10 protein-coding genes and 2 tRNA genes are annotated in these 16,932 nt (G+C 63.0%); 9 read left to right on the top strand and 3 right to left on the bottom strand.

Translation table 11 applies throughout. The annotated features are described in order from the left end of the window. Positions 1-2: 2 nt before the first annotated feature. The gene (locus QMK22_RS14505) at positions 3-1,388 is read right to left on the bottom strand and encodes a multicopper oxidase domain-containing protein (RefSeq protein ID WP_283498359.1); all 1,386 of its coding nucleotides are present in this window, start codon (positions 1,386-1,388) and stop codon (positions 3-5) included. Further along, a complete protein-coding gene (locus tag QMK22_RS14500; RefSeq protein WP_283498358.1) occupies positions 1,385-8,068 on the bottom strand; it encodes an IPT/TIG domain-containing protein in 6,684 nt (2,227 codons plus the stop codon). Before QMK22_RS14500 ends, QMK22_RS14505 begins: the two co-directional genes overlap by 4 nt. Before the next feature lie 212 nt (positions 8,069-8,280). Here QMK22_RS14500 and QMK22_RS14495 point away from each other — a divergent pair, with 212 nt between their 5' ends. Genes QMK22_RS14495 through QMK22_RS14480 form a run of 4 tightly spaced genes read left to right on the top strand, consistent with a single transcriptional unit; the run spans position 8,281 to position 12,064 of the window. Next, on the top strand, positions 8,281-8,901 hold the full coding sequence (locus QMK22_RS14495) for a mycothiol-dependent nitroreductase Rv2466c family protein (RefSeq protein WP_283498357.1): 621 nt from the start codon (positions 8,281-8,283) through the stop codon (positions 8,899-8,901). 9 nt (positions 8,902-8,910) lie between these two features. Beyond that, complete coding sequence (locus QMK22_RS14490; protein WP_283498356.1) at positions 8,911-9,408, top strand: ribose-5-phosphate isomerase; 498 nt, start codon at positions 8,911-8,913, stop codon at positions 9,406-9,408. Between the two features lie 6 nt (positions 9,409-9,414). After that, positions 9,415-10,416, top strand: a complete 1,002-nt coding sequence (locus tag QMK22_RS14485) for an Fpg/Nei family DNA glycosylase (protein ID WP_283498355.1) — start codon at positions 9,415-9,417, stop codon at positions 10,414-10,416. Between the two features lie 55 nt (positions 10,417-10,471). After that, positions 10,472-12,064 carry a multicopper oxidase family protein gene (locus QMK22_RS14480; protein WP_283498354.1) on the top strand — a complete coding sequence of 531 codons (1,593 nt, stop codon included), beginning with the start codon at positions 10,472-10,474 and terminating at the stop codon, positions 12,062-12,064. A 118-nt stretch (positions 12,065-12,182) separates the two neighbouring features. Here the strand turns inward: QMK22_RS14480 and QMK22_RS14475 are convergent. Beyond that, positions 12,183-12,253 (bottom strand) — tRNA-Gly (locus tag QMK22_RS14475). A 185-nt stretch (positions 12,254-12,438) separates the two neighbouring features. On the opposite strand from QMK22_RS14475, the gene QMK22_RS14470 reads away from it, so the two are divergent. From QMK22_RS14470 to clpX, 5 genes are all read left to right on the top strand, one after another. Continuing rightward, positions 12,439-12,512: transfer RNA gene (locus QMK22_RS14470), tRNA-Pro, on the top strand. A gap of 43 nt (positions 12,513-12,555) precedes the next feature. Continuing rightward, positions 12,556-13,953: a trigger factor gene (tig, locus tag QMK22_RS14465; protein WP_283498353.1), complete on the top strand. Its 1,398-nt coding sequence runs from the start codon at positions 12,556-12,558 to the stop codon at positions 13,951-13,953. 196 nt (positions 13,954-14,149) lie between these two features. Beyond that, a complete protein-coding gene (locus QMK22_RS14460; protein ID WP_283498352.1) occupies positions 14,150-14,746 on the top strand; it encodes an ATP-dependent Clp protease proteolytic subunit in 597 nt (198 codons plus the stop codon). 27 nt (positions 14,747-14,773) lie between these two features. Next, the gene (locus QMK22_RS14455; protein WP_283498351.1) at positions 14,774-15,457 is read left to right on the top strand and encodes an ATP-dependent Clp protease proteolytic subunit; all 684 of its coding nucleotides are present in this window, start codon (positions 14,774-14,776) and stop codon (positions 15,455-15,457) included. A gap of 133 nt (positions 15,458-15,590) precedes the next feature. Further along, positions 15,591-16,868, top strand: a complete 1,278-nt coding sequence (gene clpX, locus QMK22_RS14450; RefSeq protein WP_283498350.1) for an ATP-dependent Clp protease ATP-binding subunit ClpX — start codon at positions 15,591-15,593, stop codon at positions 16,866-16,868. The last annotated feature ends 64 nt before the right edge of the window (positions 16,869-16,932 follow it).

Here is a 16,932-nt window from a genome sequence, read left to right as displayed (position 1 = left end):
TCTCACACTCCCAAGTCGTTCGGGTACGCCTGCGCAGGCAGGCCGCCCGCCGCATACACGTGGATTTCCGTGGTCTGGCCGCCGAATCCACCCGGTGCCAGGTTGTTCGCCCTGAGGTAGTTGCGGTTGTAGAGCATGTAGGTGTCATATCCCGGACCGGTATGCGCCGGCGCCGTGAACACCACGTCGAAGCTCTCGCCCGGACCGATGTTGATCGTTTCGGTTTCGTAGGACGTGTCGGTGCCGTCGCGCCCGCGCATCGGGGTGGCATCGCGGCCGACCACCCGCATCCGGATCCCGGCCAGGGTCATTGCCTGCTCCCGGAATCCCAGGTTGGCAAACCGCAGTGCGACCCGTTCGCCGGCGTTGCAATTGACCAGCGAGGACTGCGGTTGGTACTGGAGCTCGGGGTGACCGACGGGCGCGATCAGGTCGCCGGTTGCGGGGTCGGTTTGCACGGCGAGAGCATGGATGGATGCCGCGGCATTGATCGGTGCGTTGGGCACGATGGTGTCGGGGTAGACCCGCCCGTTGAGCAGGCTGAAGTCGGCCCGGTAATCGCTCCATTCCGGTAGCTGGATATGGGCGTCGGCCCAGTGCGCCTCGGCCCATACCTCGGAGAGGAACATCGCGAACTCCCGGTCGAAGCCGGTCGATCCGTCACCATCGTTGTACATGAACTTGGTGTGTCCGCCGATCAGCGTGCCGTCCTGCAGAGGACGAACGAAGACGAGGCCGGTCATGCCCATATGAACGTGTTCGACGTCCTCCACGTGGCAGTGGAACATGTAGGTCCCGGGCTCACGGGGCCGGTACACGTACGTGAAGATGCGTCCGGTTCGAATCGCGACCGAACCGGACGGCTCGCCGTCGAAGAACGGGATCACGTTGCGGAACCCGTGCCAGTGCAGGGTGTGAGCGTCGAACAGGTCCGGTCGCAGCTTCAGTCCCAGGTTGGTTAGTTGAACCTTGAAATCGACCGGGTGGGCCGGGTCGAACTGGTTTGCCCAGAACAGCGGAGCGGAGTGTTGCGCCTTGTTCTGCTGGTTCGAGAGCTGAGTGGCGTTCAGGCTGGTTACGTCGCGGAAGCCGAAGATGTAGGTCGTGAGCAGACCCGGCGCCAGGACGTCCGGGTGGAACGGCGGGATGGTCGGGGTTTTCGGCAGGTAGATCCACCCGTCGGTGCCCGCTAAGTAGAGGTCAGGATCTCCGACGGCCGCAACGGCGGTTTCGGGCAAGAGCACGTTGCCCGCCCAGATGCCGGTGCCGACGACGGCCGCCGCGCCGCCGGCGAACTTCAACAGATCGCGGCGGCTGAAAGGCTGCTTGAGTATCATTCCCTTGTCTCCCTTGGGATCGTCGCTGGCGTTGCTGAATGACTGGATCATGGCGTCGGAAGGTCAAAGGCGTCGACTTCGAGGTTGCTGGAGGTGAGGCCGTGGGCGGTGCCGTCGAAGTAGACCGACCAGGTGCCCGCGTTGTAGTAGATGACGTCTTCGTCTTGAACCGTGCCCAGAGTGGGAACCGTCGTGGTCGAGTTGCTGAAGGACAGGTAGAAGTGGGTGGCATCCACCCGCACGAATCCGTCGACGTTGGCATTTCCGGGGAGGTTGTAGGGCGCGGCACTGGCGTCGACGACCCTGCTGTAGGAGCTACCATTCCAGCTGTAGATGTCGGCATTGTCCGCGCTTTGCCCCACTCCAGGCGGATTGCTATTGCCCAGCGTCGAGAAGTACAGCGTCGTCCCCGCAACGCTGATCGCATCGAGGTCGAGGTTGCTATTGCCGCCCAGACCGTGTGCGCTGCCGTCGAAGTACAGTGTCCAGGTTCCTGCGTTGTAGTAGATGACGTCTTCGTCCTGCACGTTGCCGATGCCGGGTACGTTCACCTGGCCGGTGAAGGAGAGGTAGAAGTGGGTGTCGTCGATTCGATCGAAACCATCAACGTTGGCACTATTGGGCAGGCCATACGGCGCAGTGCTGACGTCATGTACCCGGCTGAAGGTTCCGCCGTTCCAGAGATAGACATCTGCGTCGTCCGCTGTGCCACCGACGCCGGGTGGGTTGGTGTTGCCCTGCGTCGAGAAGTACAGGTTTTGGCCGGCCGGCGGCGTTGTCGGGGGCAGAGCCCCGGTTGCGAAAGCGATCGCGTCCAGATCGTAGTTCGACGACGTGCTCAGCCCGTGATCGCCGCCGTTGAAGTACAGCGACCACGCGGTGCCATTGAAGTAGACCACGTCCTCATCGTCCACGGCGCCGAGCCCCGGAACGGTAGTGGTCGAATTGCTGAACGACAGGTAGAAGTGGGTCGTATCGACCCAAATGAGTCCGTCGACGTTGGGGTTGGTCGCACTGGTCGCGCCTCCGCTGTTCGGCAAATTGTAGGGACCAGTGGTGGCGTCCATCACCCGGGTGTAGGAGCTGCCACCGTTCCAGCGATAGACGTCGGCGTTGTCGCCGCTGCCACCGGCACCGGCCGGAACCGCATTGTTGTTGGTGGAGAAATACAACGTGTTGCCGACGACGCTGACGGCACCCAGGTCGATGTTGTTGCCGATCCCGTGCGCGCTACCGTCGAACCACAGCGACCAGGCGGCGCCGTCGAAGTACACGACGTCCTCGTCGGCCACAGTGCCGATCCCGCCCAGCGCGACGTTGCCGCTGAATGAGGCGTAAAAGTGGGTGGCGTCGACTCGGGAGAAGCCGTCCAGGTTGGCGTTGCCCGGCACGTTGTACGGCGCCGTGTTGATATCGATCGACCGGCTGAAGGCGGTGCCGTTCCAGAGGTAGACATCGGCATCGTCGGCTTGCCCCGAGACGCCGGGTGGGTTGCTGCTTCCCGTCGTCGAGAAGTACAGGTCAGAGGTCGTTGGCGTCGGCGGGGGCGGCGTTGTAGCGGATCCGAACTCGTCGGCACCACTGTCGTAGCCACCCAGCGCCGGTCGTGCCTGGTTGTCGAAGTCCGTCGCGGGAGCCGTCACGCCGCCCACGGTGGCCGCGCCGAGGTTGCAGGCCGGGGAGCCGGGGCAGTTGGCGAGGTGGTAGTTGCCCAGCAGATTCGGTGGCGCTTCCAGCGTCACGAGCGTGGCGTCCACGAACGCCGGGTTTTGACGCCAGGTAGCGAAGGAGACGGAGACGTCGTAGGTGGAGACCACGGCCGGATCGGCAGAGCTGTTGGTCGGACTGGTCGTGTAGGCGTGATCGGTGGTGTTCTGCTGCACGACCGAGTTGCTCGGCGCGAGCACGCCCGTGTCGTCGGCGACGCCCAGATCCCAGTTGTTGATGTCGGTGGCGCCGCTCAGGCCGATACCGGTGACCGTGGTGCCGGCCCGGGTGCCGGCCCGGTTGTCCCAGAATATGTTGTTGAACAACGCGGGGTTGCTGAAGGTCGACGAGCCGCCTGGCAGCGTGGCCTGCAGCTGGCTGCTGTTGGCCGAGGTAGACAACCCGGCGGGAGCTGGCTGCCCGTTGGAGGTCACCGCGGTGGCCGTCGTCAGGTTCTTCATGATCGTGTTGTTGTAGATCCGAACGTTGGGGGCATCGTTGATGCCGATGCCGCCGCCCTCGTGGGTCGAGACGTTGTTGACGATCATGTTGTTGTAGACATTCATCGGATAGTCACCGGCCATCAGGAAGCGGATGCCGCCGCCGTCGTCATTGGCCAGGTTGGCTTGGATCTGGTTGGCATAGATGTCCACCGGACCGGAGCCGGCCGAGAGAGCGCCAATCGTCGCCGGCAGTTCTCCGGCGATCATGATGGCACCACCCTCATCGTTCGAGGAGTTGAAATACATGCGGTTATGGTGGATCTTGCCGCCCGGGCTGAACCCGTAGACGCTCAGGCCGCCGCCATACTCCATCGAGAAGTTGCCGCAGATGTCGTTGTTTGCCACCTCGTAGCCGTCCGAGCCCGCGTAGAGGCCGATGCCGCCGGCCAGGTTCGTGCCCGCGTTGGCGATGATTCTGTTGTTGGCGATCCGAACGTTCTCGTTGTGTTGATTGGTGTTCGGCGCGGCGATGTCTGGGGTTCCGATCCGAATGGTCCCGTAGCCGCCGCCGTTGTTCTGCACGACGTTATTGGTGATTTGCAGGGAGCGGGCGTAGGCGTTGACGAAGATCGCTCCGCCCTGGGTGGTGATGTTCGGCGGAAGGCCGGTCGGCCCACCGGTGAGGCTGTCGATGTTGCCCGGGAAGCCCACCTGGTCGCCGCCGCGGATATCGAAGCCGTCGATGGATGCCTTGAAGGAGCTGGTGAATTGGCGTGCCACGCCGGGTGCAGTGGTGGCGCTCGCCGAGGCCAGCACGTAGATGCCCTCGCCATCGTTCACCGACTGATTGCCGTCCCAGCTAAGGCCACCGACCTTGGTGAACCAGTCCGCGGCCAGGGCGGTGTCGCCGCCGAACGCGCCGGCATCGATGATCGACCCGGGCACGAAGGTGCTGCCCTGGAAGCCGCCGGAGCCGACGCCTTGCAGTTTGACCGGTGAGGCGACGACGAGGTTCTCGTAGTAGGCACCCCGTGGGTTTGCCGTGCTGGAGGCTGCTGGGTAGACGATCACCAGGTCGTCGCCGTTGTTGGTGAATGCGGCGTCGAGGGCAGCCTGGATCGTGGCGTGGGTGTGGCCGGGGCCGACCTCACGCACGCTCGGGCTGTACCCGGTTCCCAGCACATGGAAGGTGAGCCCGTTGATCGTGCTCTGTCCGTTTCCAGACGTGATCCCCAGCTGCTGCGCGCCGACCGGGATGGCGCCGGGCACGCTGGCGGTGATCGAGGTATCGCTCCAGGTGGTGATGTCCAGCGGGGTAGTACCTAGAGTGACCTGGCCGGTACCTCGGGTTGTGCCGAAGCCGGTGCCGGCGATGGTGAAGGAGCGGCTTCCGGTCGCCGCCACGTACGGCTTCGAAACGGACAGCAGCTGTGGTGTGGCCGCATCGAGGGTGCAGAGAACTGCCGTATTCACCCCGGTAGTCGGCGACCCGACATAGACACCGACCTGGGTCGGGGCTAGGTCCGTGGGGATGGTCACGCCGGGCATGGCCTCGAACTCGGTGGCTATGGAGCGATACCGCGGGTTGTAGTTCGAGTTCAGATGCCCCGGTATGCCCGGGTCGTTGCCCACGAAACGGTACATATTGGTGCACACCCCCGAGGGTGTTGGGCAGCTGATGTGGTTGGTGGAGGGCAGTAGCACGTCGTACGAGCCGTTGAAGTCAGACTCGAGGGTCGTGACCAGCCGGTTGGCGAAGTCGTAGATACCCACCGGTGCGAAGGCTATGCCCGTCTTCTCTCCGTAGAGCGTCGAACGCGGGTCGGTGGAGAAGTTGATGTCGTCCACGATCAGGCCACGCAGGCGGGACGGGACCGGGACGTCGGTGAAGATGTTGAACATGGGCACAACCGACTTGCCGTTGTTCACTCGCACCAGCTTGGTGTCGCAGGCCGCCTTGGGGGAGCCTTCATATGGTGACCCGCCGATGTCGAGGAAGGTCGCGTTTTTGACGGGGGTCGAGGCCGGTACGGTGACACCCGTGGGAACACCGTTGGTGTCGTTGCCGACCACAGCGGGGTAGTTGTCCGTACCGTCACCGTCGAGGTCGACGGTGTGAAGCTTGCCGGCGCAGGACGGCGGTGGCACCTGCGGCACGATCTGGTCGCCGTTTCCGATATTGATGTCCTCTTCGCCGGTCACCTTGTACAACGGGTCACCGGTGGCGTCTTGCGGAATCGCAAGCCGGACCAGATAGTCCCCGCTCCCCAGAGGCTCGAAGGCTGCATCGCAGGTGGGAGCGGACGGATCTGAAGCGTCGAGTGTGCCGGTGCAGGCGTCAGCGAAGCCGTAGTTGCCGTCCACGGCCGCACCAAAGTTGGCGTCGGTCGTGCCTTGATCTGTCGGGTAGGGCCCGAACTGCACGCCCTGCATGAAGCTCGAGATGCACGCGCCCGTTGTCTCCTGCGAGGGCACGAGCACATTCTCATCGAACGCCGTCAGACTGTCGGCGGCGTGCACGAGCGGGTTGCCATCCACGTCGCGGGCCACGCATCCGGTCGGGCGGCTCCACTGCTCCGAGACGTAGGTATTCAGCAGCTTGCCCGTGGCCAGGGACCCGTCGGATGCCAACTCAAAGGCATCGTTCGTGCCACCGCACGGTGTATCCGCGTGCGTGCCGCAGTCGACGGTCGCATACAACTCCACCGGCAGATCGGAGACGCCCGGCTGCCAGTCCTCGGAGGCGGCGTACTGTGGGTCGAGCTCGTTACGAGTCGTGTCGTAACTCACCGAGCCGACGATGCCGCCGTTGCGGGGGTCGACGCCATTGGCGCCCGTTGGGTCGTACGCGTGAACGCCCCAGTCCATTCGGCCGCCGAGACCGATAATGCTCAGCACGCTCACATCAACGCCAGCACCCTTGACGGTGGTCGGAGTTGGCTGGTTGTCGGCCTGGTAGGTGACCCCGGTGGTATAGAAGGAATCGTTGTAGTTCTCCATCACGGTCCACTCACTGAGCGGGTAGGCGCTCTCGAAGTGGTAGTAGCCCAAATTGTCGGTGGTGACGACGTTGTTGCCGCGATCCATCAACGAGTTATCCTGCTTGCGCATGGTCAGTGTGAAGTTGGGCAGACCGCCCTCGCCGGGGTCCTTGACCCCATTGCGGTTGGTATCGCTGAAGACATACCCGTCGTAGTCGGTCCACCAACCGCTGGTCGGCACATTGCCCATCTGCACCGTCTCGCCATTACTCACGGTCACGTTGACCATGTTGATGAAGTAGTTCTGCGGCTCGTCCCACCAACTCAGGCTGTAGTTGCCATCGGGGACGCCGGAGATGTCGAAGGCACCGCTCGCGTCGCCCATACCCACCCAGACGGCTTGATCTCCCTGCTGCAGGTCGGCGAGCGAGAGCCACGGCTTGACGATGGGCTTGCCCATCTTGCTTCCGGTCAGCCCCAGCCAGTAGTTGAAATCGCCGCCCTTGGGCGGGGTGTACTGCTTTGCGGTGACGACCACACCCGTGATTTTGCCGGCGGCACCGGAGGCCAGGGTATTCGTGGGCGGAACGAAACCGAAGATCGGACCGGGAACGGGCTCGCCGGCCACCAGAGCCTCGGTATCGTATCCGGTGCTGCCCTCCAGCAGCCAGGTGTCAAAGTCGTGGTTGCCTTCCAGCGTCGTCGTCTGAATCCAGGTCTGCCCGTCCGGTGCGGTCGCCGTGAGCGTGTACCGGTTGCTGCCGAGGTGGGGCATGGTCAGCAGGCCGTTGGCATCACTGACGCAGTGGCCCCCCGTACCGTTGATCGGCACAGGGAGCTGGTTTCCGTCCAGGCTGAGACTCGGGATCACATGGGTGTCCGGATCCTCGCCCTCATAGACGGTGCACAGGGGGTTGCCGTAGACGTCGGTCTGCAACTCGCCCAGGGTGTCGGTGACGTGACCGACGAAACCGGCCAGGCCCGGCTCACCCTGATCGTTGGCGCCGTTGGTTGGCGCGGTGTCCTGAAAGACGAAGGCCCGAAGCGTTGAGTCGGGCAGCGGGTTGGGCTGCAGCTCGACGGTAACCAGGCCCGGTGCTGGCAACGGCACGCTGAAGTGCTCGCCGTCGATTTTGTAACCGTCCGCCAAGACGGAGATCAGGTAGCGTCCATCCGGCAGGGGCAGGCCACTGGCGAAATCGGCCTGATCCCCCTGGCGCACGATCGGGCTCGTGGTGTGCGGTACCTCTTTAATCGACGGCCAGTCGCAGTTGAGCGGGTACCCGGGGGTAGTCGCGGCGCAGTCGCCCGTAGGAGTGCGCTGAGCGGTCGTTCCGGTGTTGTCTTCGTTAATGATGTACTGGAAGTCCGGGACGTCGGCGCCCTTGAGAACGCCCGTTCCCCCGAAGGCGAGAGATTCCGTGCGCGCGCTGATCACCTTGAGCGACAGGTCACTCGTCGTGGCCGCTTGAGCTGGCAGTGCGGGCAGGCTGACGAGCATCGCTGCCACCATGGCCGTGGAAGTGGCGGCGTTCACGATCCGCTGCCAGATCGACCGCTTCGGCGGTACAACCCCGTACGATTCTCTCGTCGTTTTCATGCTGGCCTCCAATGTCGCGACGACTCTGTCTGGACGACTCAATCGTGCTCGGGAGTGACCGGTCGGCTAAGCCCCGAGTGAGGGATACTCTGATCCCCAAAATGGGGGGTGTTCCCGACCCGCGCAGAGGAAGCACTCGCCGAACTGTCCCGACGCGCGCTGCTGTGTCTGGATGGATGCAACGTTCACCGTGGGCGCTTTAGGCTGGTGACATGACTGATTCCGTTGACTTCTGGTTTGACCCCTCGTGCCCCTGGGCGTGGATGACCTCGCGCTGGGTTGATGAAGTGGCCCGTCTGCGTGGTTTTGACGTGACCTGGCACGTGATGAGCCTCGCCGTTCTCAACGAAGACCGGGAACTGAGCGAGCACTATGCGCAGTTCCTGCCGCGGGCGCTCAAATACACCCGCTTGGTGGCTGCCGCCAGTGAATTGCACGGGCAGTCGATGGTTAAGGCGCTCTACGACGCGCTCGGAACGCAAATTCACCCGGGCGGTAACAGCAACCCCGACGAGGTCATTCCGGCCGCGCTCGCCGCCGTGGGCCTGCCCAGTAGCTTCGCCACGTTCGCCGACAGCGACGAGTACGACGCACAGATGCGGGCCAGCCACTTCGACGGCATCAACCGCGTCGGCCAGGACGTTGGTACCCCGGTGATTGCGGTCAACGGCGTGGCCTTCTTCGGCCCCGTGATTTCCCCGGCGCCACTGGGCGACGAGGCTCTCAAATTGTGGGACGGCGTCGTGGCGCTCGCCAGTTACGACGGATTCTTCGAACTTAAGCGCAGTCGAACCCGCGAGCCCATTTTCGCGGACGCCGTCAGCACTAAATAGACTGCTCCTATGCGCATCCACATCGCCACGGACCATGCCGGACTCGACCTCAGCCACCACCTGATCACGCACCTGCGTACTGCCGGTCACGAGGTCATCGACCACGGACCGACGGCCTACGACGCCCTCGACGACTACCCGGCGTTTTGCATCAACGCTGCGCAGGCCACCGTCGACGACCTCGAGACCGGCATCGAGGCGCTCGGCGTCGTGTTCGGCGGTTCGGGCAACGGTGAGCAGATGGCCGCCAACAAGGTGTCCGGCGCCCGTGCCGCCCTGGTATGGAACCTCAGCACCGCTCGGCTCGCCCGCGAACACAACGATGCCAACGTCATCTCGATCGGTGCTCGCGAACACACGATCGAAGAGGCCACCAGCTTCATCGACGCGTTCATCGCTGAGCCGTTCACTGATGAGGAGCGTCACGTGCGTCGCATCCGTCAGCTGGGCGAATATGAGCGCACCGGAACGATCGCCGGCAAAAACATCGACGTCGACGGCAAGTGAGCTGAGGTGCCCGAGGGCCATTCCGTACACCGCATCACCCGGCAATTTCAGCGAAACTTTGTCGGTCACCGGGTCACCGTTACTTCGCCGCAGGGCCGGTTCGTCGTCGGTGCCGCGCAGCTGAGCGGGCACACGGTAACTGATGCTCGCGCCGTCGGTAAGCAGATGTTTCTGGAATTTGACCACGGATTGTGGCTACGCATCCACTTAGGCATGTATGGAGCCTGGGACTTCAGCGGCGACATTCTCATGGACGCCACGATGGCCTCGGCCAACGGCCGCATGGGCCAGACCAACCAGCACGGGACCGAGCTCAAAGACGGGGCCGAAGCACCAACCTTCGACGCGGCCGGTGAAAATTCCATCTTCAGTATCGGAGCGCCCCGGCGCACCCGGGTGCGCATGTCGGAACAGGAAAAAGAGATCGACCTCGCCGACACTTTTCCTCCCGAACCGGTCGGCCAGGTGCGCGTGCGCCTGCTCAGCGACACGGTGTGCGCCGATCTGCGTGGACCGACCGCCTGCGAAGTGCTCGATCCGGCTCAGGTCGACGCGGTGATCGGCAAGCTCGGACCCGACCCGGAGCTGGACAACACACCGGAGGCCGCGGAACGGTTCGTGACGACCGTGCGTAAGAAGCCGACCCCGATCGGCCGGCTGCTGATGGACCAGAGCGTGGTCAGCGGAATCGGCAACGTTTACCGAGCCGAAATGCTGTTTCGCGCGGGCCTGAACCCGCATGCGCCCGGCAAATCGCTCAGTGATGCGACCGTGCGCGCACTCTGGCGCGATTGGGCGCACCTGCTGCATATTGGTGTGGCGACCGGCCAGATGATGACGATGGACCAGCTGGAGGGGGACCAGTACCGGCTCGCCATGAAGAATCGTGCTGACCGGCACTGGGTCTACAAGCGTGAGGGGCTGCCCTGTCGGGTCTGCGGCACTCACATCGTGCTGGAAGAGATGGCGGCGCGCAAACTGTACTGGTGCCCACGGTGCCAGGCCTAAGCCTGCGCAGCTGAGCCGGCGCGAGCGGGCTCCACAAACGAGGGAAACTAGACAGATGATCCGTGCTCGAATAAACACTCCCCGTCGTCGCATCGCGACCATCGTCAGCGGCGTCGTCGTCGGCGCTGTGCTGTTGGCCATCGGCCTCACTGCGTGCTCGGGCGATAACGGTGCCGGTGTCATCAACACGGTCGACACCATCGATTTCGTCAACCCGCTCGCGATCCCGCCGCTGGCGGAGTCGGCCGTTAACGCCGCCGGCGAGCGGGTCTTCAATCTCACGGCTCAGGCCGGAACGACCGAGTTCACGCCCGGCGTCCACACCGACACCTGGGGCTACAACGGTAGCTTTCTCGGACCGACCCTCGTTGCCCAGCGTGGCGAGAAAGTGCGCATCAACGTCAAAAACGACCTCGACGAGGTCACCACCGTGCACTGGCACGGCATGAATCTGCCAGCCGAAATGGACGGCGGACCGCACCAGGTCGTGGAACCGGGTGCTGAGTGGAGCCCAAATTTCACCATCGAACAGCCGGCCGCGACTCTCTGGTATCACCCACACCCGGTCGGTACCACCGAACACCAGGTCGAAATGGGTCTCGCCGGCCTCTTCCTGCTGCAGGACGACGAAGAGGCAGCTCTCACTCTGCCTCGCAGCTACGGAGTCGACGATATTCCCGTTGTGGTGCAGGACCGCCGGTTTGACACGAACGGGCAGTTCACCTCTAATGTGCGCGGATACATCGGCGCGATCGGTAACGAAGTGCTCGTCAATGGCACTCTGGCGCCCTACCTCGACGTCACGACGGACGTGGTGCGGCTTCGCCTGGTCAACGCGTCGGCGGCCCGCATCTACGATTTCGGATTGAGCGACGGGCGGTCTTTTGACCTGATCGCCACCGACGGGGGACTGCTGGGCGAAACGGCACCGATGACGGGCATCCGCTTGTCACCGGGGGAGCGCGCCGAGGTCCTCGTGCGCGTTGCCCCGGGTGAGACCGTGAAACTGCAATCCACCGCCCCGGATCTCGGCACCTCGGCCAAAGCTTCGACCAGCAATGCGGGCGACGACCGGCTCGACGTCATGGAACTGCGTGCCGCCGACCAGCTCGACAGCGCCGGGGAGGTGTCCACCACACTCGCGAACATTAATCCGCTAAGCAAAGCGGATGCCTCGGTCGAGCGTTCGTTCACCCTCAACGGGTACACGATCAATAACCGGTTGATGGATATGACACGCATCGATGAGACCGTTCAGGCCGGGGCCACCGAGGTGTGGACCGTGGACAATGCCATGCCGCTGCCGCACAACTTTCACGTGCACGCCGTGCAGTTTCAGGTGCTGCGGGTGGGTACCGAACCGCCGCCAGCAGAACTCTCGGGTTGGAAAGACACCATTTACCTTGAGCCCGGCGTTCGCTACGAGCTCATTATGCAATTTTCGGAATATACCGATCCCGACTTTCCGTACATGATTCATTGCCACATGCTCGCGCATGAAGACGCCGGTATGATGGCCCAATTCGTCGTCGTGCAGCCGGGCGACACGGCGGGAACACCGCCGACGGCGCACGATGCGATCGTGCCGAAATCAAATCTGGCCCTCGGCAGTGGGCCCCGGGCGCTGTCGGTGGACCACGGCCACTGAACGGCCCACGGCCGCTGAACGGACCACGGGTGCTGGGCCAGCAGCTGCTGAGGCGCCCGCAGGGTGGCCGTTAACGGCGAAAGCCGCTGGCCTGTGGCCGGCGGCTTTCGTTGGGGGGAGGGGTCGACGGGAATCGAACCCGCGTCATAAGTTTGGAAAACTCAGGCTCTACCATTGAGCTACGACCCCAAGCCAAGAAATCTTGGCACTCGAACATCGTAGTACAGGAAACCGGGTGCCGAATGCCAGTCCGGGCGCATCCGCTCGAAAGGCGTGCATTAGACTGGCTGAGGTCAATCCGCCTGTCGTGAGCTTTCGCCTGCGTCAACAGTTTGATTCCCCAACAAAGTAGTACCAGCGGGTCGAAGTAGATCCGGGGCGTAGCTCAGCTTGGTAGAGCGCTCGTTTTGGGGGCGAGAAGTCGCAGGTTCAACTCCTGTCGCCCCGACATTATCCGCAGCACACCGTTTCAATACACAGGAGAGTCACGAGTGAAGTCCACGGTCGAAAAACTGAGCCCCACGCGCGCCAAGCTCACCATCACGGTGAGCCCCGACGAGCTGAAGCCAGCCATCACCCATGCTTACGGCCACATCGCCGAAGACATCAACATCCCCGGCTTTCGTAAGGGAAAAATCCCGCCGGCCATCATTGACCAGCGCGTCGGCAAGGCCGCCGTTCTGGAACACGCCGTCAACGAGGGTCTCGACGGTTTCTACCGCGCTGCCGTCGAAGAGAACAAGCTGCGCCCGCTGGGTCGTCCCGAGGCCGACATCATCGAATGGCCGAGCAACACCGACTTCTCTGGTGACCTGCTTCTCGCTATCGAGGTTGACGTGCGCCCCGAAATCGACCTGCCCAGCTACGCCGGCCTCAAGCTGACCGTCGACGCCGTCGAGGTAACCGACGAAGAAGTCGCCGAAGAACTCGACAAGCTGCGCAGCCGCTTTGGCACGCTGATCACCGTTGAGCGTCCCGCCAAGACCGGCGACTTCGCCCAGATCGACCTGAACGCCGCGATCGACGGCGAAGAGGTCGATACCGCGAGCGGCATCTCCTACGAGGTTGGCTCCGGCGACCTCATCGACGGCATCGACGAGGCACTTGATTCACTGAGCGCCGGCGAGACCACCACCTTCAACTCCGACCTCATGGGTGGAGATCACGAGGGCGAGACGGCCGAGATCACGATCACGGTCATCGCCGTCAAGGAGCGCGAGCTTCCCGAGGCGAACGACGACTTCGCTCAGATCTCGAGCGAGTTCGACACGATCGCCGAGCTCACCGAGAGCCTCAAGGTTCAGGTGGAGAAGTCCAAGGTCTTCGGCCAGGGCAGCCAGGCCCGCGAGCGTCTCATCGACACTCTCCTCGGATCCGTTGAGGTTCCGATCCCCGCCGCGATCATCCTGGACGAGGTGAACCGTCACCTCGAGGGCGAAAGCCGCCTCGAGGACGACACGCACCGCGCCGAGGTCACCGAAGCTAGCGAGAAGACGTTCCGTCAGCAGATTCTGCTCGACACGATCGCCGAAGCCGAGCAGGTCAAGGTCAGCCAAGACGAGCTCACCCAGTACCTCATTCAGGGTGCCAGCCAGTACGGCATGGACCCGAGTGAGTTCGTACAGACGCTCAACACCAACGGTCAGATCCCCTCGATGGTCGCCGAAGTTGCTCGTAACAAGGCTCTCGCCATTGCCCTGGGCAAGGCCGAAGTCGTTGACTCCAACGGCAAGCCGGTCGACCTGAGTGAGTTCACCGGCCCGACTGAGGAGGAAACCTCTGCTGTAGCAGACATCGCATCCAGCGAGGTCGGTGAGGCTCAGATCGACGAGGCCGACGTCGAGGTAGAAGACAAGCCCAAGAAGAAGAAAGCCGCTGCCAAGAAGTAGCGTGTGAGCAGTACCGCCTGACGGCGGGCACGGGCCGGCTGGCCAGCAACCCTTCATGGGTGCTGGCCAGCCGGCCTTTTGCATGCCGCAGGGGCTGTATATGGCGGCCGGTAATCTGCCGAGGGCGAACAGAGCCGTTTTCATGCGCGCGCTCCGATAGATTCATTGAGAAGCGACAACTGAAACGGAGCACGACATGGCCGACCCGACACCCACTAACGGTGTATTTGACCGACTGCTGAAGGACCGCATCATCTGGCTCGGCTCAGAGGTCCGTGACGAAAATGCCAACGAGATCTGCGCCAAGATCCTGTTGCTGGCAGCCGAAGATTCCAACCGCGACATTTATCTCTACATCAACTCTCCCGGTGGTTCGATCACCGCCGGAATGGCGATCTACGACACGATGCAATTCGTGCCGAACGACATCGTCACCGTCGGAATCGGCATGGCCGCCTCGATGGGGCAGTTCCTGCTCACCTCGGGCACCAAGGGCAAGCGGTACATCACCCCGAACGCCCGCGTGCTTCTGCACCAGCCGTCCGGAGGATTCGGCGGCACCGCTGCCGACATTCAGACCCAGGCGCGCCTCATTCTCGATATGAAGCAGCGACTGTCGGAGATCACCGCAGCACAGACCGGCAAGACCCCCGAGCAGATCAACGCCGACGGTGACCGCGACAACTGGTTCAGCGCAGAGGAAGCCCTCGAGTACGGCTTCGTCGATCACCTCCGCTCATCCGCTTCGGACGTCATCGGTGGCGGCGGTACCGATCCCGACGCCACCAAGTAGTCCACCGAAACTGAACAGGAAGAAATCATGACTATCCCCACATTCGGTGGAACGGCCTACAGCTCGATGGGCGGCTCGACCACGAACATGCCCGACTCCCGCTACATCCTGCCCACCTTTGAAGAGCGCACCGCCTACGGCTACAAGCGCCAGGATCCCTACGCCAAGCTGTTCGAAGATCGGATCATCTTCTTGGGCGTGCAGGTAGACGATGCCTCGGCCGACGACGTAATGGCCCAGCTGCTCGTGCTCGAGAGCCAGGACCCGGACCGCGACATCACGATGTACATCAACTCGCCCGGCGGTTCATTCACGGCCATGACAGCGATTTACGACACCATGCAGTATATTCGCCCACACGTGATGACGGTGTGCCTCGGACAGGCGGCATCCGCTGCGGCCGTGCTGCTCGCCGGCGGAACCCCGGGCAAACGTCTGGCACTGCCGAACGCGCGCATTCTTATCCACCAGCCCTCGGTTGGTGGCCAGGGCGGTGGCCAGGCCTCGGACATCGAGATTCAGGCGGCCGAGATTCTGCGCATGCGCGTGTGGCTCGAAGAGACGCTGGCACACCACTCCAACCGGAGCGTTGAGCAGGTCAATAAGGACATCGACCGCGACAAGATCATGAGCGCGGCGGATGCCCTCGAATATGGCCTGATCGACCAGGTTCTGACCAGCCGTAAGAACCTTCCGATGTTGGTTAAATAGCCTGTGACCTGAAGCCCCCTGACCGGCGCGTCGCCTTCGGGCGGCGCGCCGTTTCGGTTTGTGGCGTGCTGCACGCAAGTGTCGGATGCACAGGCTAGGCTCAATTGCACCGAGACCAATGGAGGAGGCTGACATGGCCCGAATCGGAGAAAGTGCCGACCTGCTCAAATGTTCCTTCTGCGGAAAGAGCCAGAAGCAGGTACAACAGCTCATTGCTGGCCCCGGCGTGTACATCTGCGACGAATGCGTCGAGCTGTGCAATGAAATCATTGAAGAGCGCCTGGCCGAAGCCGGCTCTGAAGCCGCCGCCAGTGAATTCGACCTCCCCAAGCCCAAAGAGATCTTTGGCTTCCTCGAGGAATACGTCATCGGCCAGGAACCCGCCAAGCGCGCCCTCGCTGTCGCCGTCTACAACCACTACAAGCGGGTGCGGTCCCGGGCTACGCTCACCGCCGCCGAAGCCATTCACGACGACGTTGAGATCGCCAAATCCAACATTCTGCTCATCGGTCCGACCGGGTGCGGTAAAACCTATCTGGCCCAGACTCTGGCGAAACGTCTGAACGTTCCTTTTGCCGTAGCGGATGCGACGGCCCTCACCGAGGCCGGCTACGTCGGCGAAGACGTCGAGAACATTCTGCTCAAGCTGCTTCAGGCCGCGGACTACGACGTCAAGCGGGCCGAGACCGGCATTATCTACATCGATGAAATCGACAAGATCGCCCGCAAGGCCGAGAATCCGTCGATCACCCGCGATGTCTCGGGCGAAGGCGTGCAACAGGCGCTCCTGAAAATCCTCGAGGGAACGATCGCGTCCGTGCCCCCGCAGGGTGGGCGCAAGCATCCCCATCAGGAATTCATTCAGGTCGACACCACGAATGTGCTGTTCATCGTGGCCGGCGCCTTCGCTGGCCTCGAAGACATCATCTCGTCCCGCGCCGGTAAAAAAGGCATCGGTTTTGGGGCGTCCCTGCACATCAAGGGTGACGACGTCAATCTGTTCAGTGAGGTTCTGCCCGAAGATCTGCACAAATTCGGGCTGATCCCCGAGTTCATCGGCCGTCTTCCCGTGGTCACGACCGTCACCCAGCTTGATCAGGTGGCACTCATGCAGATTCTGACCGTGCCGAAGAATGCATTGGTTCGGCAGTACCAGCGCATGTTTGAGCTTGACGGCGTCGAGCTCGAGTTCGAGCAGCCGGCGTTGGAAGCTATCGCGGATCTCGCCGTGCTGCGCAAGACGGGTGCCCGCGGACTACGTGCCATCCTCGAAGAGGTACTCGGCCCGGTCATGTTCGAGGTGCCCTCGAGCACCGACGTGGAGCGCGTGATCATCACCCGCGACACCGTGTTGAACAACGCGCCAGCCGAACTGGTGTTGCACAAGACTCGTCAGGTGAAGTCGGCCTGACCGAGGCGCGCGGCGCGGTGTCCGTCAGTAACGGTGTCTATCAGTAACGGTGTCTATCAGTAAC

The sequence above is a fragment of the Cryobacterium sp. PH29-G1 genome (genome assembly GCF_030063365.1).
Taxonomy (GTDB): domain Bacteria; phylum Actinomycetota; class Actinomycetes; order Actinomycetales; family Microbacteriaceae; genus Cryobacterium.
The sequence above is the reverse complement of the archived record's forward strand: the minus strand, read 5'-3'. Positions and strand labels throughout refer to the sequence as shown.